Origin of the sequence: Agrobacterium tumefaciens, from assembly GCF_031801495.1 — a bacterium.
GTDB lineage: Bacteria > Pseudomonadota > Alphaproteobacteria > Rhizobiales > Rhizobiaceae > Agrobacterium > Agrobacterium tumefaciens_K.
In genome coordinates, this window is the sequence record NZ_JAOEGC010000001.1 from 1,979,419 (window position 1) to 1,998,550 (window position 19,132).

16 protein-coding genes are annotated in these 19,132 nt (G+C 59.1%); 13 read left to right on the forward strand and 3 right to left on the reverse strand.

The window, feature by feature from the left end:
- Nucleotides 1–33: 33 nt before the first annotated feature.
- Nucleotides 34–1,548: a sensor domain-containing diguanylate cyclase gene (locus N7578_RS09115; protein WP_311109951.1), complete on the forward strand. Its 1,515-nt coding sequence runs from the start codon at nucleotides 34–36 to the stop codon at nucleotides 1,546–1,548.
- A 30-nt stretch (nucleotides 1,549–1,578) separates the two neighbouring features.
- Here N7578_RS09115 and N7578_RS09120 read toward each other — a convergent pair whose 3' ends face one another.
- Nucleotides 1,579–2,271, reverse strand: a complete 693-nt coding sequence (locus N7578_RS09120) for a helix-turn-helix domain-containing protein (RefSeq protein WP_311109952.1) — start codon at nucleotides 2,269–2,271, stop codon at nucleotides 1,579–1,581.
- A gap of 161 nt (nucleotides 2,272–2,432) precedes the next feature.
- On the opposite strand from N7578_RS09120, the gene N7578_RS09125 reads away from it, so the two are divergent.
- The 8 genes from N7578_RS09125 (at nucleotide 2,433) to N7578_RS09160 (ending at nucleotide 13,536) form a co-directional block, all read left to right on the forward strand.
- A complete protein-coding gene (locus N7578_RS09125) occupies nucleotides 2,433–3,590 on the forward strand; it encodes an acyl-CoA dehydrogenase family protein (RefSeq protein ID WP_311109953.1) in 1,158 nt (385 codons plus the stop codon).
- Nucleotides 3,591–3,874: 284 nt separating this feature from the next.
- Nucleotides 3,875–5,059, forward strand: coding sequence for an efflux RND transporter periplasmic adaptor subunit (locus tag N7578_RS09130; RefSeq protein WP_311109954.1), 1,185 nt, complete (start codon nucleotides 3,875–3,877; stop codon nucleotides 5,057–5,059).
- Nucleotides 5,060–5,070: 11 nt separating this feature from the next.
- On the forward strand, nucleotides 5,071–8,205 hold the full coding sequence (locus tag N7578_RS09135) for an efflux RND transporter permease subunit (RefSeq protein WP_311109955.1): 3,135 nt from the start codon (nucleotides 5,071–5,073) through the stop codon (nucleotides 8,203–8,205).
- A gap of 202 nt (nucleotides 8,206–8,407) precedes the next feature.
- Complete coding sequence (locus N7578_RS09140) at nucleotides 8,408–9,031, forward strand: TetR family transcriptional regulator (protein WP_311109956.1); 624 nt, start codon at nucleotides 8,408–8,410, stop codon at nucleotides 9,029–9,031.
- A gap of 341 nt (nucleotides 9,032–9,372) precedes the next feature.
- Nucleotides 9,373–10,896 carry a sugar ABC transporter ATP-binding protein gene (locus N7578_RS09145; protein ID WP_311109957.1) on the forward strand — a complete coding sequence of 508 codons (1,524 nt, stop codon included), beginning with the start codon at nucleotides 9,373–9,375 and terminating at the stop codon, nucleotides 10,894–10,896.
- A gap of 8 nt (nucleotides 10,897–10,904) precedes the next feature.
- Nucleotides 10,905–11,906, forward strand: a complete 1,002-nt coding sequence (locus tag N7578_RS09150; RefSeq protein WP_311109958.1) for an ABC transporter permease — start codon at nucleotides 10,905–10,907, stop codon at nucleotides 11,904–11,906.
- Nucleotides 11,907–11,996: 90 nt separating this feature from the next.
- Nucleotides 11,997–12,950 (forward strand): substrate-binding domain-containing protein, encoded by a 954-nt coding sequence (locus N7578_RS09155; RefSeq protein ID WP_311109959.1) that lies wholly within the window; start codon nucleotides 11,997–11,999, stop codon nucleotides 12,948–12,950.
- A gap of 148 nt (nucleotides 12,951–13,098) precedes the next feature.
- The gene (locus N7578_RS09160; protein ID WP_311109960.1) at nucleotides 13,099–13,536 is read left to right on the forward strand and encodes a YqaA family protein; all 438 of its coding nucleotides are present in this window, start codon (nucleotides 13,099–13,101) and stop codon (nucleotides 13,534–13,536) included.
- A 109-nt stretch (nucleotides 13,537–13,645) separates the two neighbouring features.
- Here the strand turns inward: N7578_RS09160 and zigA are convergent, their stop codons facing one another.
- Nucleotides 13,646–14,851, reverse strand: a complete 1,206-nt coding sequence (gene zigA / locus N7578_RS09165) for a zinc metallochaperone GTPase ZigA (RefSeq protein ID WP_311109961.1) — start codon at nucleotides 14,849–14,851, stop codon at nucleotides 13,646–13,648.
- 271 nt (nucleotides 14,852–15,122) lie between these two features.
- Here zigA and aztA point away from each other — a divergent pair, with 271 nt between their 5' ends.
- The 4 genes from aztA (at nucleotide 15,123) to N7578_RS09185 (ending at nucleotide 18,223) form a co-directional block, all read left to right on the forward strand.
- Nucleotides 15,123–15,917: a zinc ABC transporter ATP-binding protein AztA gene (aztA, locus tag N7578_RS09170; RefSeq protein WP_311109962.1), complete on the forward strand. Its 795-nt coding sequence runs from the start codon at nucleotides 15,123–15,125 to the stop codon at nucleotides 15,915–15,917.
- Nucleotides 15,910–16,776, forward strand: a complete 867-nt coding sequence (aztB, locus tag N7578_RS09175) for a zinc ABC transporter permease AztB (RefSeq protein WP_311109963.1) — start codon at nucleotides 15,910–15,912, stop codon at nucleotides 16,774–16,776. The genes aztA and aztB overlap by 8 nt, the downstream gene beginning before the upstream one ends.
- Nucleotides 16,777–16,805: 29 nt before the next feature.
- Nucleotides 16,806–17,786: a zinc ABC transporter substrate-binding protein AztC gene (gene aztC / locus N7578_RS09180; protein ID WP_311109964.1), complete on the forward strand. Its 981-nt coding sequence runs from the start codon at nucleotides 16,806–16,808 to the stop codon at nucleotides 17,784–17,786.
- 290 nt (nucleotides 17,787–18,076) lie between these two features.
- On the forward strand, nucleotides 18,077–18,223 hold the full coding sequence (locus N7578_RS09185; RefSeq protein WP_311110099.1) for a DUF1127 domain-containing protein: 147 nt from the start codon (nucleotides 18,077–18,079) through the stop codon (nucleotides 18,221–18,223).
- A gap of 333 nt (nucleotides 18,224–18,556) precedes the next feature.
- Here N7578_RS09185 and N7578_RS09190 read toward each other — a convergent pair whose 3' ends face one another.
- Entirely contained in the window at nucleotides 18,557–19,000 is a 444-nt protein-coding gene (locus N7578_RS09190) for a response regulator (protein WP_311109965.1), read from the reverse strand.
- Between the last annotated feature and the right edge of the window lie 132 nt (nucleotides 19,001–19,132).

Below are 19,132 nucleotides of genomic sequence, written 5' to 3' on the forward strand. Positions count from 1 at the left end.
ACGTTGTTGTCGTGAAAGAGAAGATTGCATCGGATGATTGACGCAAGCGATACCAATGTCTTCAACCTCGCGCCTGTGGCGATGTGGATCGAAGATTTCAGCGACGTAAAACGGCAATTCGACAGCTGGCGTGCGGAGGGGGTGGAGGATCTTCGTCGTTTTCTGCTTGAGGACAAGTCGCGTGTCGCGACGTGCTCCCAGAAAATTCGCGTTCTGGAGGTGAACCCGAGAACGCTGGAGCTGTTTGAGGCAACCGACCAGCAGCACCTTGTCGAAAACCTGCACCGCATCTTCCGGGACGACATGCTGGAAAGCCATGTGAACGAGCTTTCGGAGCTCTGGGATGGCAAGACGGAATTCACCAGCAACGCCGTCAATTATTCCATCGGCGGCAAGCGGCTGGATATCCAGTTGAAGGCAACTGTCGTTCCCGGTCACGAAGAGACGCTCGACCGGCTGTTGCTGACGACCGAGGATGTGACGGAACGCGAGGAAGCGCGCCGCAGAGAGCGTCTCAACCGTGATTATGCGGAAGGCCTGTTCCAGCATTCGCCGGTTTCACTGTGGGTCGAGGATTTCAGTCGCATCAAGCGCCTGATAGAAGAAGTGCGTGATCGTGGCATCGTCGACTTCCGCGTTTTCATGGATGTTCATCCCGAATTCGTTCGCCAGTGCATGAGCGAGATCAGGGTGATCGACGTCAATCAGGCCACGCTCGACCTGTTCTGTGCGCCAGATCGCCATGTTCTCCTGCAGCGGCTTCGCGACATTTTCCGTGACGAGATGGAAAAGCCTTTCCGCGAGCAGTTGATGGAGTTGTGGAACGGCAATCTTAATCATCATCGCGAGGTGGTGAATTATGCGCTGGACGGTACGCTGCGCCACGTCCTGCTGCATTTCTCGGTATTTCCGGGGCATGAGCATGACTGGTCACTGGTTCAGGTAGCCCTGACGGACATCACCGCACGCAAGAAGGCTGAAGCTTATCTCGAATATCTTGGCAAGCACGATGTGCTGACCAAGCTTCACAACCGCGCTTTCTACTCGGAAGAACTGAACAGGCTGGAGCGCAATTCGCTGCGTCCCGTCTCGGCTCTCGTGATCGATCTGAATGGTCTCAAAGAGGCCAACGATACACTCGGGCACGATGCGGGCGATGCGCTTCTTCGCCGGGTCGGTGAAGTCCTGAACGGTGTCGTCAAGGCGCCCAACCATGCAGCACGCATCGGTGGTGATGAGTTCGCCATCCTGCTGCCGGGTGCGGACCGGCAGGTTGCCGCATCCGTCGTGGAAACCGTCTACGAACTTTTGAAGATCAACAACCAGTTTTACTCCAGCGCGCCGCTCAGCATTGCGCTCGGTGTCGCGACCAGCGAAACGGGTGAAACGATGGAATCGCTGGTCCGCCGGGCCGATATCAACATGTACGAGCAGAAGAAGGCCTATTACGCTGCACAGCGGGCGCGCATGGCCGGTAACAGCGATTTGGCGGAAGATCTTCCGCATTCGAAAATCGTCCCGGAACGCAACGTTTCGCTCAAGCGGTAGCGGCTTGCTGCCCGTTCCAATCGGGGCGGCTCAGGCGGTCATTCGTGAGGTCTTGGCGAATACACTCAGACCAAGCCATTCCTGAATGTCGCGCGCGAGCAGCTTGTCTCCTTCCAGCCTCAGTGCCTGCGCATCGATCTCCTGGCGTATCGTCGACAGGCCCATCCAGATTGCCGTCATCGACCGAAGCGCCCCTTCGACGAGGAGGTCCACGTCGTAGCCCGGATCGAAATTGCACAGATCGACCTGCCCGCGTTCAACCACCAGCCACCAGCACCTCTGTGACGGCGAAAGTTCCGGGTACAGAAACTGTATCGTGCAGCGACGGGCGGGAAGCATTCCGGCATCGAGGTTTCTGCGCATGTCCCACATGAGCAGGGACGGATCGAGATTCTTCAGGGAAAGCCGGGATTCCATCCATCGTTGCGCCCAGTTTCCCAGACCTATGATGAGCGGCCGCAATTCCTCTCCCGCTGTCGTGAGATGGTAATCGGAGATGCCGTGCGCATTCCGCGTTGCCGTGATGATGCCTGCCTGTTCCAGCTCTTTCAGCCTTTTTGACAGGAGGGCGGGCGACATTTTGGGCAGGCCGCGGCGCAGCTCGTTGAAGCGCGTCGAGCCGCAGAGGAACTCGCGCACGACCAGCGTCGTCCAGCGTGAGCACAGGACTTCCGACGCCATTGAAACCGGACAGAACTGCCCGTAGCCGTGACGCTCCACCATGATGACCTCCCGCGGTCTGTCGTGGCAGGATATTGCAAAGCGCTCGATCCGCCAATCACCCTTTCAGGCCATGGCAAGCTGTATCCGATACAGTTCGTGAACTAGCCGCAAATCCGAAACGGGCGCAAAATTTCAGTCCTCATCAGACAGGAGGTACTGATATGACTGCGCTTGCAGAACCAATGAAGAAAACTGACAGTGGTCCTTCTTTGGCAGAGCGGACCAATTCCGTCCTGCCGGAGCTGGCCCGGCGTGCCGCTTTGATCGACGCAAGCGACGGATTCGTTGGCGAGAATTACGGGCTGTTGAAGGAGGCCGGTCTTGTGGAGGCGGGTGTTCCCGTCGAACTGGGCGGACTTGGCGCGGACGTTTCCGACCTCGCGGACATGTTGAAATCCATCGCGCATGTCTGCGGATCGACGGCCCTTGCTTTTTCCATGCACACCCATCAGGTCGCCATTCCCGCGTGGCGCTGGCGACATCAGAAGGTGGCTGCGGTGGAACCGCTGCTGAGGCGTGTTGCGACGGAGCAGGTCATATTGCTGTCGAGTGGCGGGTCCGACTGGATCGGCGGATCGGGCAAGGCCACGAAGGTCGATGGTGGATATCGCATCACCGCGCGCAAACGTTTCACCTCCGGCGCGGGCGCGGGCAACATCCTGATGACCGGCGCTGTCTGCGAAGAACAGGGCGGAGCGCGCAAGGTTATTCATTTCGGCGTTCCGATGGCTGCGCCGGAGGTTTCCATCGTAGATACCTGGCGAACGCTCGGGATGAGGGGAACCGGCTCCAACGACGTGATGATCGAAAATCTCTTCGTGCCGGATTCGAATATCGCCTTTTCCAGAAACGCGGGAGAATGGCACCCCGTATTTCACATCATTGGCACGGTCGCCTTTCCGTTGATCTATGCTGTCTATCTTGGCGTTGCCGAAAGCGCCCGCGACATATCCGTCAAAATGGTCCGCGAAAAAGGCGCGAGCGATGACGTCATCGGTCTGGTAGGGCGCATGGAAACGTCTCTGCGTGCCGCGCAGATGGCGCACCGCTGGATGCTGGACGTTGTTTCCCGGAATGCTCCGTCGGCGGAAACCATCAACGAGGTCATGATTGGCCGTTCTCTGGTTGCCCGCCACGCGATAGAGGCGACGGAGCTTGCCATGGAAGTCGCGGGCGGCGCGGCATTTTATCGAGACAACGGGCTGGAACGTTGCTTCCGGGATGTGCAAGGCGCTCGCTATCATCCGCTGCAGCCGGGAGCGCAGGCCAGATATGCAGGCTCGTTCGCGCTCGGCCTGCCGACGGACACCATCTTCTAGGGGGAGCCCCGGCGGACGGCAGGTGCTGTTCCTCATCCTTTTTGATGCAGAAGCAGCACCTGTGGTAGCCGCTGATTTCTTTGAAAATCTAGCGAAGTCCCGCCCTTGATCCCGGATCGCATCGCGCATCCGGCTTTCGGAGCGGCTCATCGTGAAGCCGCTTTCCCGTCGTTCTCACATCGCCGTGAGAGTTCTGCTGCATCGCAAACTGACGATTGCGAAATCTTACATACGTGTTAGTATGTATGTAATTTTGGATTCAGTCTATGAACTCGGAGCGCGTAATGGCGAAGAAATTGGGGCAGGTTTTGGCGGTGCTTTTGGCAGGCGCGGCGCTGGCGGGGTGCAGTGAGGAGCAGGCATCTGCGCCTCGTTCGATGCCGCCCGGCGTGGTGAAAGTTGTCACGGCCCAGCAGGAAGAACTGCCAATCACCAACGAACTGCCAGGGCGCATCGCGCCGACGCGGCTTGCGGAGGTGCGCCCGCGCGTATCGGGAATCATCATTGAACGGGTTTTCGAGCAGGGCTCGCTGGTGAAGGAGGGTGACGTCCTTTACAAGATCGATCCGGCACCTTTCCAGGTTCGTGTCGATAGCGCCGAAGCAACGCTTCGCCGGGCACAGGCTGCCCAGTTGCAGGCACGCCAGACGGCTGACCGTCAGCAGCAGCTCCGCCGCTCGAATGTCGGCTCGCAGCAGGAATTCGACAATGCGGTGGCTCTGCTTGCGCAGGCTGACGCCGAAGTGGCGGTTGCCGAGGCCGGTGTCGCCGAAGCGAAGCTGAACCTGCAATACGCCAATGTCACCGCACCGATCAGCGGACGTATCGGCCGCGCGCTGATTACCGAAGGTGCGCTTGTCAGCGCCACGGGTTCGGAAAATCTGGCGACGATTCAACAGCTTGATCCGATCTATGCCGACTTCACACAGCCCGCTGCCGATCTCATCCGGCTGCGCAAGGCGTTGCAGGACGGTCAACTGATGACCGGGCCGAACGAGGCGGAAGTCAATCTTCTGTTCGATGACGGCAGCCGTTATCCGCAGCACGGGCGTCTGTTGTTCTCCGAAGCTGCTGTTGACGCGACGACCGGTCAGGTTACGCTGCGCGGTGAGTTCCCCAACCCGAACGGCGATCTGCTGCCGGGCATGTATGTCCGCGTCCAGATCCAGCAGGGCATCCAAAAGGCGGCATTCGCCGTTCCCCAGCAGGCGGTTCAGCGTGATGCGGGCGGTCAGGCAAGCGTGCTTGTCGTTAACGCCGAAGATACCGTAGAGCAGCGCCGCGTCAGCGTCGGCCGTGCCATAGGCGATCGCTGGGTGATTTCTGAAGGCCTCAAGAATGGTGATCGGGTTGTTGCCGAAGGCTTCCAGAAGACGGCGCCCGGCGCGAAGGTTAAGCCCGAAGCCTGGACGGAAGCCGGTGACGCCGCGCCCGCGACCGCAGATGCGGCGCCCGCCGCCAAGCAGTAAGGACTGGCTTCATGGCACGCTTTTTTATCGATCGCCCGATTTTCGCATGGGTCGTTGCGATTTTCATCATGCTGGCGGGTTTGCTCGCCATTCCCATGCTGCCGATTGCGCAATATCCGAATGTTGCGCCGCCGCAAATCTCCGTGTCCACGACCTATCCCGGCGCGTCACCCGAAGACATTTATCAAAGCGTCACGCGTCCTATCGAGGAGGAGCTGAACGGCGTTCCCGGCCTCATCTATTTCGAGTCGACCTCGGAATCCTCGGGCCGTATCTCCATCAACGTCACCTTCGCGCCCGGCACGAATATCGGCGAGGCGCAGGTTGAAGTTCAGAACCGCATCGCCCGCGTCGAGCCACGCCTGCCGCAGGCCGTGACGCAGCAGGGTATGCGTGTCGAGCAGGCGGGTACCGCGTTTCTGATGATGGTGGCTCTCACCTCCGTCGACGGCAATACGGATGCCATTGGCCTTGGCGACTATCTCAGCCGTAACGTGGTCGGTGAAATCCGCCGTGTTCCGGGTGTCGGCAGTGCACAGCTCTTTGCGACGCAGCGCTCCATGCGTATCTGGATGGACCCGGACAAGATGCTTGGCCTCGGGTTGACCTCGTCGGATGTCATCAATTCCATCCAGGCGCAGAACTCCCAGGTCGCGGCAGGCCGCATCGGCGCATCTCCGAACCCGATTGGCCAGCAGATATCGGCGACCGTCAACGTGCAGGGCCAGCTGACGTCTCCGGAGGAATTCGGCTCCATCGTGCTGCGCGCCAATCCCGATGGCTCGTCCGTCCGGTTGCGTGACGTGGCACGCGTCGAGGTCGGTGGCGAAAGCTACAACTTCTCGAGTCGCCTGAACGGCAAGCCCAGCGCCGCGATCGGCGTTCAGCTTTCACCGACAGGCAATGCGTTGCAGACGTCCGAGGGCGTCAAGGCGACCATGGAGGAGCTGTCGCGGTATTTCCCGCCGGGCATCGAGTACGAAGTCCCCTACGATACGAGCCCGTTCGTCAAGGTGTCCATCGAGAAGGTGATCCACACCCTGATCGAGGCGATGATCCTCGTCTTCGTGGTGATGTTCCTCTTTCTACAGAACATCCGCTACACCATCATTCCAACGCTGGTGGTGCCCGTGGCGCTACTCGGCACCTGCGCGGTCATGTTCGTATCGGGATTCTCGATCAACGTGTTGACCATGTTCGCCATGGTTCTGGCCATCGGTATTCTCGTGGATGACGCCATCGTCGTGGTGGAGAACGTCGAGCGCATCATGGCGGAGGAGCATCTTTCGCCAAAGGAAGCGACACGCAAGGCAATGGGCCAGATTTCCGGCGCCATCATCGGTATCACGCTGGTTCTGACGGCGGTGTTCGTGCCCATGGCCTTTTTCCCGGGCGCGGTCGGCATCATCTATCAGCAGTTCAGTCTGACGATGGTGGTTTCGATCCTGTTCTCGGGCTTTCTTGCGTTGTCGTTGACACCGGCACTCTGCGCGACCTTCCTGAAACCGATCAAGGGTGGACATCACGAGAAGAAAGGTTTCTTCGGCTGGTTCAACCGTAATTTCGACAAGGCGTCGCATGGCTATTCGTCATCGGTGGGGTCGATCATCAAGCGGTCCGGCCGTTTCATGGTCATCTATCTGGCGCTGCTGGCCGGCCTTGGCTGGACCTATGTGCAATTGCCGACCTCGTTCCTGCCGAATGAAGACCAGGGTTACCTGATCGTTGACATCCAGGCGCCTTCCGAAGCCAGCAGCGAGCGTACGCTCCAGACCATCGAGCAGATCGAAAAGATCTTCATGGCGGAGAAGGCTGTCGAACGCGTGATCGCGATCAGCGGCTTCTCGTTCTCGGGGTCCGGCCAGAACGCGGGTCTTGCCTTTGCGACGCTCAAGGACTGGAGTGAACGTGGTCCGGAAGATTCTGCCGCTGCAATTTCTGCGCGCATCAATGGCAAGCTCTGGGGTCTTCCCGACGCCATGTCATTCGCGCTCTCGCCGCCGCCCATTCAGGGTCTCGGTAACTCCAGCGGCTTCACGTTCCGACTGCAGGACCGCTCCGGTGCTGGCCAGACGGCGCTCAGTGCCGCGGGTGCGCAGCTTATGGCTGCTGCCGCAAAAAGTCCGGTACTGGCGGGTCTTCGCATCGAGGGCATGCCTGACTCCGCTCAGGTCAACCTCATCATCGACCGCGAAAAAGCCAACACGTTTGGCGTAGCGTTCAGTGACATCAATGCGACGATCTCCGCGAACATGGGTTCGTCCTATGTCAACGACTTCCCTAATGCTGGCCGCATGCAGCGCGTGACGGTTCAGGCCGAGCAGGGGCAGCGTATGAAGACCGAGGATCTGTTGAACCTCAACGTGCGTAACGCCAATGGCGGCATGGTGCCGATGGCCGCATTCGCTTCTGTGGAATGGGTGCGCGGTCCGTCTCAGGTGGTTGGCTATAACGGCTATCCGTCCATCCGCATCAGCGGTCAGTCGGGTCCGGGATATTCGTCCGGTGATGCCATCGCGGAGATGGAACGCCTTGCAGGTGAACTGCCCACCGGCTTCGGCTTCGAGTGGACGGGTCAGTCGTTGCAGGAAATCCAGTCGGGTTCGCAGGCTCCTGCCCTGATCGGCCTCAGCGTTCTGTTTGTCTTCCTGCTGCTGGCGGCACTCTACGAAAGCTGGTCCATTCCGCTCGCGGTCATGCTCGTGGTGCCGCTAGGCGTCATCGGCTCGGTCGCTGCCGTGATGATGCGTGGCATGTCCAACGACGTCTACTTCATGGTGGGGCTCATAGCCATCATCGGCCTGTCCGCAAAGAACGCTATCCTCATCATCGAGTTTGCCAAGGATTTGCGGGCAGAAGGAAAATCCACCTATGATGCCACGGTTGAAGCGGCGCATCTGCGCTTCCGCCCCATCCTCATGACGTCGCTGGCCTTCTCTCTTGGCGTGTTGCCCATGGCAATCGCGTCGGGCGCCAGCGCCGCCAGCCAGAACGCGATTGGTACCGGCGTTCTGGGTGGGATGATCTCCGCGACGATCCTTGCGATCTTCTTCGTGCCGGTCTTCTTCGTCTTCATCATGAATCTTTTCGCGGGACGACGGAAGGACAGGGAGGTCGCTGCTGACGCGGTGTCGCCAGCAGAGTAGAAACGGTTGCAAGGCGGACCGGTCATCCCGGTTGGCGACGGTCATAGGAGCATCCCCGGCAGTGGCATTGTACGCTTCAGCCGGGGATTGCGGTGGAACGAAGAAACAGCGCATTGACGTATCTGGTGTCATGACCAGTTTTTCAGGTGAAAGAAAGTGCGGCGCGAAAAAGCGCCGTGTTTATGATGAAGGAGGCATGGAGATGCGCAGGACCAAGGCTGAGGCAGAAGAAACCCGTCAGGCTATTCTTGCTGCGGCGGAACTGGTTTTCTTCAAGAAAGGCGTAGCCAACAGTTCGCTGGATGAAGTCGCGGCCGCTGCCGGAGTGACGCGCGGCGCAATCTACTGGCATTTTTCCAGCAAGGTCGATCTTTTCCTCGGTCTGTATCAATCGGTCGCACTGCCGGAGGCCGACCTTCTCGACCTCGGTGATCCCGATCTGACCGGCAACGAACTTTTCGTATTGCTGGAGCAGGGGGCGTGCAACTGGCTGGCTCTGCTCGCCACGGACGAACAACGCCAGCGCATCATGACCATTACATTGCGGACCAACTATTCCGATGAGTTCGCGCCTGTCCTGCGGGCGCAGGAGGAACTGGACAAGCTCCATAAGGATCTGCTCAAGGCGGCCTTTCGGCGTCTGGAAGCAGAAGGCGCCTTCAACGCAAACTGGACGGCCGAATCGGCATTCGGCGCAATCTACTGGCTGATAAAGGGTATGTGTTCCGACTGGCTTCTGTTCGGTAAACAGTTCGATCTGGCGAAGGAGGGGGCCGAGGCAGTGCATCGTCTCCTGAAGAGTTTTCGGCGTTTTCCCGATGCGTGACCACGCTTCAGGCGTGTGAATATCAGTGCGGCAGCCTGCATCTTGCGCTCGTTGACGGTATTCCCACTCATTCCTCTGTTGGTAAGACGAAGCCAACCCGGCTCATCGGGTTGAACGGACCTTTCCGCCGCATCGACCGGATAGCGGTGATAAACGAAGGGGTGGGTAGACTTTCCTGTTCAAATTTCAGTGTATTTGAACGGGCTAAACAAATTTGCTTTACGTACCTCAAAACGGACGCTAGCTTCTTTCCTGAGCTTTGGGAGGAGTTCGCAATGTCCGATACGCTGAAGATTGAAATGCATGGATCACCTGTCTGTTGCAGCAGACGGTGACGCCGTATGGCTTTTTCTGATGAATTTTCCGTGCCGCCTGTCGTTGAAACTGTCGGGTTGTCGAAGTCGTTCGGACCTGTACAGGTTCTGAGGGATATCAGCTTTCAGGTCCGCGCCGGCGAGGTTCACGCCATCATTGGCGAGAATGGCGCCGGCAAGTCGACGCTGATGAAGCTGCTTGCAGGCAACGAAAAGCTGACCTCCGGTGAAATGAGGATCGATGGCGAAGCGGTTTCCCTTGCGGGGCCGGTCGATGCGGAGCATCGCGGCATCGTCCTGGTGCATCAGGAAATCCTGCTCGCGCCAGACCTGACTGTGGCCCAGAACATCTATCTGGGGCGCGAACTGCTGAAAGGCCCGGTCGTCGATGATGGCGCAATGCGTGCCGGCGCGCGGGATGCAATCCGGGAGCTCGGTGGAGATATCGACCCCGATGCCATCGTTGGCAGCCTGTCGATTGCGCAACGCCAGCTTGTTCAGATCGCCCGCGTTCTGCTCGTTCCCCACCGTGTCGTCATTTTCGACGAGCCGACCGCCAGCCTCACGCCGGTCGAAACCGATGCGCTGCTGAACGTCATCCGTGATATCCGCGCCAAGGGTGTCGCTGTTCTTTATATCTCTCATCGCCTGCCCGAAGTGAAGGACATTGCCGATCGTGTCACCGTGCTGCGGGATGGCAGGCTGGTAGCCTCGCATATGGCGCAAGACCTGCAACCAGCCGATATGGCCCGTCTGATGGTCGGTCGCGACGTTGCGAAACTCTATCCCGACCGCGTGGCGGCGGAAGAACGGGAAACGGTTCTGGAAGCGGAGCATTTCGCCGTACCCGGTTACGTTACGGATGCCTCGTTCCGTCTCCACAAAGGCGAAATCCTTGGTTTTGCCGGTCTTGTCGGGGCTGGCCGTACAGAATTGATGGAGGGGGTACTCGGCCTCCGTCCGGGGCGGGGCACGGTTCGACATCTCGGCACGCCGGTGCATTTCACGAAGGCGGAGGACAGTCTGGCGGCTGGCATCGTCTATCTCAGCGAGGATCGCAAGGGGAAAGGGCTGCTCCTCACCAAGGACCTGCGCATCAACCTCACGCTCGCCTCGTTGAAGCGATTCAGCAGCTTTTTCCGTATCGATAAAAATCGGGAAGACGCGGCCTTGGATGATGCCGTGCGTGATTTCGATATCCGCACAGGCCGTAAGGATCTGCTCGCTGGCCAGCTGTCCGGTGGCAACCAGCAGAAGCTGCTTCTCGCCAAGATGATGCTTCTCGATCCGTCCATCGTCATCATCGACGAGCCGACGCGTGGCATAGACATCGGCACCAAGGAACAGATCTACCGCTTCATAGCGAAGCTTGCGGAGGAGGGGCGGTCGATCATCGTCGTCTCGTCGGAAATGCCTGAACTGATCGGCATATGTGACCGTATCCTCGTCATGCGCTCAGGCCAGATCGCAGGCGAGGTCAGCGGGGAACGGATGACGGAAAACGATATCGTGGCGCTGGCAACCGGCGTTCATACGGAAAAGGTTGCTTGAGGGGGAACATGAACGAGGCCGCAATCGAAAAAGGCAAAACGCCGAAAACCTCGAAGGACTGGGATCTGCGCGCCGTCGCGCCATTCGTGGCGCTTGCGCTGCTGCTTGTGCTCGGCACCATCGCCAATCCAAATTTCATCGGTATCGACAACCTTCTGAATGTCGTGACCCGTAGCGCCTTCATTGCCATCATCGCGCTTGGCGCAACATACGTCATCACCTCTGGCGGGCTTGATCTCTCCGTCGGTGCCATGGTCGCTTTCGTCGCCAGTCTGATGATCCTGTTCATGAACAGCGGGGCGATCGCCAATCCGCTGCTGATGCTGGTGGCCGCCATGGCGCTTGCTGTCGCCATCGGTGCGGCCTGTGGTCTGGCGAACGGCCTTATCACCACCATCGGGCGTATCGAGCCGTTCATCGCCACGCTTGGCACCATGGGTATCTATCGCGGGCTTACCACATGGCTGTCGCAGGGGGGCGCGATCACGCTGCGGAACCCGGAAATCCAGACGCTTTATCGTCCCGTTTATTTCGGCAGCGTCTTTGGCGTGCCGGTGCCGGTCATCGTCATTTTCGTCACCGCTGCCATCGCCGCCTTCGTTCTTTATCGTACCCGTTACGGCCGGCATCTGATCGCCGTCGGCTCGAGCGAGGACGTGGCGCGTTATTCCGGTATCTCGGTCGCCCGTGTGCGCACCATCGCCTATGTCGTGCAGGGGCTCTGTGTCGCGGTTGCCGTGCTGCTCTACGTGCCGCGGCTTGCCTCGACATCGGCCACGACCGGCATGCTGTGGGAGTTGCAGGCCATCACGGCCGTCGTTGTCGGCGGGACCGCGCTCAGGGGTGGCGTCGGGCGGATCTGGGGTACGATCTGCGGGGCCTTCATTCTGGAGATCGTCGGCAACATCATGATCCTGTCGAACTTCGTCAGCGAATATCTGATCGGCGCCATCCAGGGGGCCATCATCATCATCGCCATGCTGGTGCAGCGTTCGCTCAGTCGAAGGTAGCGGGGCGGCATCAGGACATTCGGCCGCGCAGTGTTGGGGCAGGCGCGGTTTACCGAGGAGGAATGCCCCGGTCTTGGGAGGAGAAAGACTATGCGTAGAAAATTCATCGGCGTGGCCTTTGCCGCGCTGGCTGTGGCTTTTGCCGGTTCGGTGCAGGCGCAGGACAAGAAGGTCACCATCGGCGTATCCATTCCGGCAGCGGACCATGGCTGGACGGCTGGCGTCGTCTACCATGCCGAGCGTGTGGCGAAGCTGCTGATGGCGGAACATCCGGGGCTGAACGTCATCGTCAAGACATCACCTGATGCCGCCAATCAGGCGAACGCGCTTCAGGATCTCGCCGTGCAGGGGCTGGATGCGCTTGTCGTCCTGCCGTCCGACCCCGATCCGCTGGTCAACGCTATCAAGGAAATCAAGGACAAGGGCACTTTCGTTGCCCTCGTCGACCGCGCACCCAGCGTCAACGACAATTCGATCCGCGATCTCTACGTGGCGGGCAACAATCCCGCACTTGGGCAGGTTGCGGGTGAGTACATCAAGAAGACGACACCCGACGCCGAAGTGGTGGTCATCCGCGGTCTGCCGATCCCGATCGATCAGCAGCGTCAGGATGGCTTTGACAAGGGTATCGCCGGATCGAACGTGAAGGTTCTCGACCGTCAGTACGGCAACTGGAACCGTGACGACGCCTTCCGCGTCATGCAGGACTACCTGACCAAGTACAAGAAGATCGACGTGGTCTGGTGTCAGGATGACGACATGGCGATTGGCGTGCTTCAGGCCATCGAGCAGGCCAAGCGCACCGATATCCAGTACATCGTCGCGGGTGCCGGCTCCAAGGACATGATCAAGAAGGTCATGGACGGCGACAAGCTGGTGCCGGTCGATGTGCTTTATCCGCCAGCGATGGTGGCGACCGCCATGGAACTGACGGCCGGTCATTTCTACGATCAGGTGCCGGTCAGCGGCGAGTACATTCTCGACGCCACGTTGATCACCAAGGAGAATGCCGAGCAGTTCTACTTCCCGGATTCACCATTCTGATAGAACCTCATGCCGAACGGAAAACGCCCGCTCATCCAGCGGGCGTTTTTGTTGCCGCTCACATGATCTTTGCTTGACGAGAGCGCTACCCATCCGGCACGTCGAAGCCGCAAGAAGGGCGGGATTCGCCTGGAACAAGAGTGAGCGAATGACCGGTCTGGCAGTTTATGCAGGTTTGTTTCTGACCGCCTTCATCGCGGCGACGATCATGCCCATGCAATCCGAAGCGGCCCTTGCCGGGCTGATCGTGCTCAAATCGCATCCGGTCTGGCTGCTGGTGGCGGTGGCAAGCATCGGCAATGTCGCAGGCTCCTTCGTCAACTGGCTGCTGGGGCGCGGCATAGAACGTTTCCGGGACAGGCGCTGGTTTCCGGTGAAGCCCGAGGCGCTGGAGCGCGCGCAGAGCTGGTATCGGCGTTACGGGAAATGGTCGCTGCTCCTGAGCTGGATGCCGCTGATCGGCGATCCGCTGACGGTTGCAGCGGGCATCATGAAGGAGCCGCTGCCGGTTTTTCTACTGCTCGTCACACTTGCCAAGGTCGGGCGGTATGTCATTCTGGCGCTGATTACACTGAATTTCATCTGAGGCGCGAAAGAAGACCGGCACCTCTCATCCGTCGTACCGGACGAGATCCCGCATCCCGCAGCCATCCCGGCGCGCAACCGGGGTGACGGGTGCAAAAATTCACTTGTAATCAAGCCGCTCGCGGTTCCCAGCTCGCGAAAGGATCGGGCAGGTGCCGCCAGGTCTCCGGCGTGAAGGCAGTGCTGTCGATAAGGCAGGCGTCGAGCTCGGCCCGAAGCCGTGCCTCGTCCATAGGGTCGGCGCCGATGAAGACGATCTCCTGCCGTCTGTCGCCCCAGACCGGGTCGAGATAGGGTTTCATCATGTCGAGGAACTGACTTTCGCGCGGCCACCGTTCCTTCGGTACGGCGGACCACCACAACCCCATTTTCCCGGTCCGCACCAGTGCACCCGCCTGGCTGATTTCGCCGACGTGATCCGGCCGGGTCGCCAGCCAGAAAAAACCCTTGGCGCGCACCACGCCCGGCCAGCTGCGGTCAATGAAACGCTGGAAAAGCACGGGATCGAAAGGTTTTTTGGCGCGATAGACGAAAGAGCGGATGCCGTATTCCTCGGTTTCAGGAATATGATCCTTGAAGCCATGCAGTTCCTTGAACCATAGCGGGTGCTCTTCGGCTTTCGAAAAGTCGAACCGGCCGGTGCCGAGAACTTCTTTCAGCGCCACCTTGCCGAAATCCGCCTCGATAAGCTTCGCATCCGGGTTGAGCCCCACGATGATCTTGCGCGCCGCATCCTTCTGTTCGGCCGTCGCTGTACCAATCTTGTTGAGGATCACGACATCGGCGAACTCGATCTGCTCGACCAGAAGGTCGACGATGGTGCGGTTGTCGCCGTCACCCGCCGTCTCACCGCGGTCGGCCAGAAAGTCGGAAGAGCTGTAGTCGGCCAGAAGATTGGCCGCATCCACCACCGTCACCATGGTATCCAGCTTCGCAACATCCGACAGGCTCTGGCCGTTCTCATCGCGAAAATCGAAGGTCGCGGCCACAGGCAAAGGCTCTGCGATGCCGGTGGATTCGATCAGCAGGTAGTCGAAACGGTCCTGCTCGGCCAGCGCCCGCACCTCGCTCAGCAGGTCGTCGCGCAACGTGCAACAGATGCACCCATTGGTCATTTCCACCAGTTGCTCCTCGGTGCGGGAAAGGTTTGCCCCACCGTCGCGCACCAGCGCGGCATCGATGTTCACCTCACTCATGTCGTTGACGATGAGCGCAACGCGCAGGCCGTCACGATTGGCGAGAATGTGGTTGAGTAGCGTCGTCTTGCCGGCACCGAGAAATCCGGAAAGAACCGTTACCGGGAGTTTTTTCGACATGAGAACCTCTTTTTGAAAAGATGGATAGGATAGGGAAAAGGGACCGGGCAGCCGGCCGACCCGACGTTGCCGCTCTCTTTTGAAAATACATGTTACGTAATAACATAACAAGATATTTGGCTGTCAACCGCCGTCGCCCCACTTTTGCATCTTTCCGGAATTTAATGTTATTTCATTACATATCATTTGACGAGTGTAATAACATTACATATGCAATGCGACAGACAAACGCCTGCCTCGTTACCATTTCCAATCCAGTCAGGAGCGATCGATGGACGATCCCTGCCTATCCTTCAGAAACCTCACCCTCGGCTATGATGGCAAGGCCGCGGTGCATCGCCTGCATGCCGATATAGCGAAGGGGTCGCTCACGGCGGTGGTGGGTGCCAACGGCTCCGGAAAGTCGACGTTGATGAAGGCTGTTGCCGGCATTCTGCACCCGCAGTCTGGGGAGTATCGTTGCGCGCCGGACGTTTCCGTCGCCTATCTTCCGCAGCAGTCGGCGCTCGACCGTACATTTCCCGCGGAAGTCCGCGACCTGGTATGCCTAGGCCTCTGGCCGAAACGTGGCCTGCTCGGTCACATTACACGCGCTGATCGCGATGCCATGCGCCAGGCTTTGTCCACTGTCGGTCTGTCAGGCTTTGAGAAGACCGGTATCGATGCGCTCTCGGGCGGTCAGTTGCAGCGCACACTGTTTGCGCGAACGATCCTGCAGAATGCCGATCTCATTCTGCTCGACGAGCCTTTCAACGCCGTGGATGAGCGTACGGTTTCCGATCTGATGGCGGTTATCAAGGGCTGGGCTGTCGAGGGCCGTACGGTCATTGCAGTCCTGCATGATTACGATCTCGTCCGGCACCACTTTCCCCAGACCATGCTGCTGGCGAAAAGGCTGGTGGAGTTTGGCGCCACGGAAGACGTTCTCCACCCTGCTGTTCTGCGGCAGGCGAAAAGCCTGCACGAAGCAGAAGGTGAACAGGCCTATTGGTGCGAGCCTGCCGAAGCGTCTCAGGCGAGAGGATCTTCCTCTGTGTTTGCTGCGCGAGGGCATGCCTATGTCTGACATTTTCCTCGCTCCCTTCCTCGAATATGCCTTCATGCAGCGGGCGCTTGCCGGCGCGCTGCTTCTTGCGATCAGCTGTGGGCCGGTCGGTGTTTTCCTCATGCTACGCCGCATGAGCCTGACGGGAGACGCCATGTCGCACGCCATCCTGCCGGGCGCGGCGGTCGGCTTTCTTTTCTACGGTCTGGAGATCGTGCCGATGACCATCGGCGGGCTTGTCGTCGGTTTGCTGGTCGCACTCGGCGCGGGTGCAATATCTCGTTTCACGGTGCAGAAGGAGGATGCCTCGTTGGCGGCCTTCTATCTCATCTCTCTGGCTCTCGGCGTTCTCATCGTTTCCTGGCGCGGATCGAGTATCGATCTCATGCATGTGCTGTTCGGCACCGTGCTTGCGCTCAACGATGACGCGCTCGGCCTTATCGCGGGGATATGTGTCGTCACACTGTCGGTGATGGTCCTGTTTCGCCGTGCTCTGGTGGCAGAGTGCCTCGATCCACTGTTTTTTCGCTCCGTCAGCCGGTGGGGCAGCCCCGTGCACTTCCTGTTTCTGGCCATCGTGGTGCTCAACCTTGTCGGCGGCTTTCAGGCGCTCGGCACGCTGTTATCTGTCGGGTTGATGATGTTGCCGGCGGCCGCCAGCCGTTTCTGGTCCAGCCGGGTCTTGCCCATGTGCCTCGCGTCCATCGGCATCGGAATCGCCTCGTCCTATGCCGGGCTGCTGATGTCCTACCACGCGTCTCTACCGTCCGGCCCGGCCATCATCCTGGCGGCCGGGGTCATCTATGTCCTGTCCATCCTCGCGGGGCCGCGCGGGATTCTGCGCGATTTTCTCAATTCCGGCCGTCACCGAACGGCCTGAAGTACCAGCCTTCCCAAAGGAGATATCTCATGTTCAAAACGTTGCGTTTCGCCGCTTCCGTCAGCCTGCTGTCACTGTCGCCGTTTCTGGTTGCCCAGGCGTCGGCGGCAGAACTCAAGGTGGTTGCCAGCTTCTCAATCATCGCCGATTTTGCCAGGAACGTTGGCGGAGACCGTGTCACCATCACCACGCTTGTCGGTCCGGATGGAGATGCGCACGTCTACGAGCCCCGCCCGGCCGATGCCGTGGCCGTCAGCAAGGCGGACGTGGTTCTCGTCAACGGTCTGGAGTTCGAGGGGTTTCTGAAACGTCTGGTCGAAACGAGTGCGACGAAAGCGCCGGTTGTCGAACTGACGAGAGATGTGGAGCCGTTGAAGCTCTCCGATGAGCCTGCCGGTCACGCCCATCCGGAAGCCGGGGAAAAAGACGCGCATGATCACGCCCATCAACACGGTGATGACGGACATCATCACCACGGCGAATTCGATCCGCATGCGTGGCAGTCCATTGGCAATGCGGAAATCTATGTGAAAAACATCGCCGATGCCTTCTGCGAGGCGGACAAGGCCGGTTGTGCAACCTACACCGCAAATTCCGAAGCCTATGTCGCCAGGCTTCAGCAGCTTGAACACTATGTAACAACGGAAATCGCCGCGATACCGCAGGAGAAGCGCACGATCATCACCTCGCACGATGCCTTCGGTTATTTCGAGAAGGATTATGGTCTTGAGTTCCTGGCGCCTGAGGGAGTTTCCACGGACTCGGAAGCGTCCGCTGCCGATGTCGCCAAGCTTGTGGATCAGGTCAAGCATGACAAGGCTTCTGCGATTTTCGTCGAAAACATCACCGACAAGCGGCTGATCGACCAGATTGCGCGGGAAACCGGCCTCAAAATCGGTGGTACGCTGTATTCGGATGCCTTGTCCAACAAGGATGGCCCAGCCTCGACCTACGTCGATATGGTCAGAAACAACGTCGATACCATCAAGTCGGCAGTGCTGAGCCAGTGACGACTGATCGAAGCGGGGTACACTTGACGTCATCCTCGGGTCAAGCCCGAGGATGACGTCAAGTATGAGGCGAGGGGCAATACACTCTCTGGCGCGGCGAATTTGACCGCCCGTGCCTGAAGGTTAGCCTCCGATTTGATTGGCTTAAACGCACCCTTGCGTGCAGCGCATGGGTGCGTTGATCTATTCTGTCTGTTAAATGCGCATGAAAAGGAGCATATACGGGACATCAAAGGACGCCGGAACGAAAAACGTTGCTGACGTCGCCAAACCTCAGAAAGGGTATTGTCATGAACGTCGCACGCACCTTCAATAACTGGCGCAAGTATCGTCAGACCGTCAACGAGCTGGGCCGCATGAGCACCCGCGAACTGCACGATCTGGGTATTGATCGCAGCCAGATCCAGAGCGTTGCACGCCAGGCTACCGGTTACTGAAACGCCGTCAGCCATAGCTGTTGAAAGTCCTAACGCCCGCCTTGCGGGCGTTTTGTCGTTTCAAGGGCCAAAAGCTGAATAAGCCATGCGCCAGTCGCATATCTGCGCTGCAAGCTTGTGCCTATGAAATGCGCAGAAAAATGGTATCTTCCAATCATCGAACGAACACTCCTCCTCCCAGTTCGTTCGGTACTCCGGGTTGCCTTTACCTCCTCCCAAAGGCACCCGAAAGAACAGCGGTTACCTCCTCCCAACTCGCTGTTCGATCCTTTTAAGAAAGCCTGCCGCACCTCCTCCCGCGGCAGGCTTTTTTATTTTCCCGGACGTTGTCTTCTAATCGAAAGCCATCATCCCGATGGGTGTGACTGCCCGCGTTCCGGTTCGTCTGGCCAGCGCGTAGGACAGGCACTGTTCGACGGCATCGAACGGCACGGGCTTGGAAATAACGCCGACGCCAATGCCGAGATTGACGACGACTTCCGGGTTGGCGGTCATGAATATAACGATCACGCCATGCTCTTCCGAGAGGCGCCTGCCGATTTCCGGGCCGGTCTGACCGTCCGCGAGGTTGACGTCGACGAAGGCGATATCGGCGTTCCGGCCCAGGGCGACGGCCTGGTCCAGCCGGTTGGCTATGCCGATCACATCGGCGTCGTCTTCGGCCTGAAGAATGGAATCCTCGATGTCCATGGCGATCAGGAATTCGTCCTCGACAATCAGGACCCGCGGCTGTCTGACGGTGAACTCGCTTCCGCGATGCAGGACGTCTGCCAACATATGCTCGCCTCCATTCTGTGCTTGCTTGCATCTGCGGAAAGCAAACACCTTTCGGTGCAGGTCGTTCCAAATTGAGAGAAACATGGTGAATGGAGTGTAAACGGCTTACGTTTTCAGCTATCACCGGCCAAA

Excerpts from the sequence above, each read along its gene's own strand:
- N7578_RS09115 (WP_311109951.1), top strand. The coding sequence starts at position 34 with ATGATTGACGCAAGCGATACCAATGTCTTCAACCTCGCGCCTGTGGCG.
- N7578_RS09120 (WP_311109952.1), bottom strand. The coding sequence starts at position 2,271 with ATGGTGGAGCGTCACGGCTACGGGCAGTTCTGTCCGGTTTCAATGGCG.
- N7578_RS09125 (WP_311109953.1), top strand. The coding sequence starts at position 2,433 with ATGACTGCGCTTGCAGAACCAATGAAGAAAACTGACAGTGGTCCTTCT.
- N7578_RS09130 (WP_311109954.1), top strand. The coding sequence starts at position 3,875 with ATGGCGAAGAAATTGGGGCAGGTTTTGGCGGTGCTTTTGGCAGGCGCG.
- N7578_RS09135 (WP_311109955.1), top strand. The coding sequence starts at position 5,071 with ATGGCACGCTTTTTTATCGATCGCCCGATTTTCGCATGGGTCGTTGCG.
- N7578_RS09140 (WP_311109956.1), top strand. The coding sequence starts at position 8,408 with ATGCGCAGGACCAAGGCTGAGGCAGAAGAAACCCGTCAGGCTATTCTT.
- N7578_RS09145 (WP_311109957.1), top strand. The coding sequence starts at position 9,373 with ATGGCTTTTTCTGATGAATTTTCCGTGCCGCCTGTCGTTGAAACTGTC.
- N7578_RS09150 (WP_311109958.1), top strand. The coding sequence starts at position 10,905 with ATGAACGAGGCCGCAATCGAAAAAGGCAAAACGCCGAAAACCTCGAAG.
- N7578_RS09155 (WP_311109959.1), top strand. The coding sequence starts at position 11,997 with ATGCGTAGAAAATTCATCGGCGTGGCCTTTGCCGCGCTGGCTGTGGCT.
- N7578_RS09160 (WP_311109960.1), top strand. The coding sequence starts at position 13,099 with ATGACCGGTCTGGCAGTTTATGCAGGTTTGTTTCTGACCGCCTTCATC.
- zigA (WP_311109961.1), bottom strand. The coding sequence starts at position 14,851 with ATGTCGAAAAAACTCCCGGTAACGGTTCTTTCCGGATTTCTCGGTGCC.
- aztA (WP_311109962.1), top strand. The coding sequence starts at position 15,123 with ATGGACGATCCCTGCCTATCCTTCAGAAACCTCACCCTCGGCTATGAT.
- aztB (WP_311109963.1), top strand. The coding sequence starts at position 15,910 with ATGTCTGACATTTTCCTCGCTCCCTTCCTCGAATATGCCTTCATGCAG.
- aztC (WP_311109964.1), top strand. The coding sequence starts at position 16,806 with ATGTTCAAAACGTTGCGTTTCGCCGCTTCCGTCAGCCTGCTGTCACTG.
- N7578_RS09185 (WP_311110099.1), top strand. The coding sequence starts at position 18,077 with ATGAACGTCGCACGCACCTTCAATAACTGGCGCAAGTATCGTCAGACC.
- N7578_RS09190 (WP_311109965.1), bottom strand. The coding sequence starts at position 19,000 with ATGTTGGCAGACGTCCTGCATCGCGGAAGCGAGTTCACCGTCAGACAG.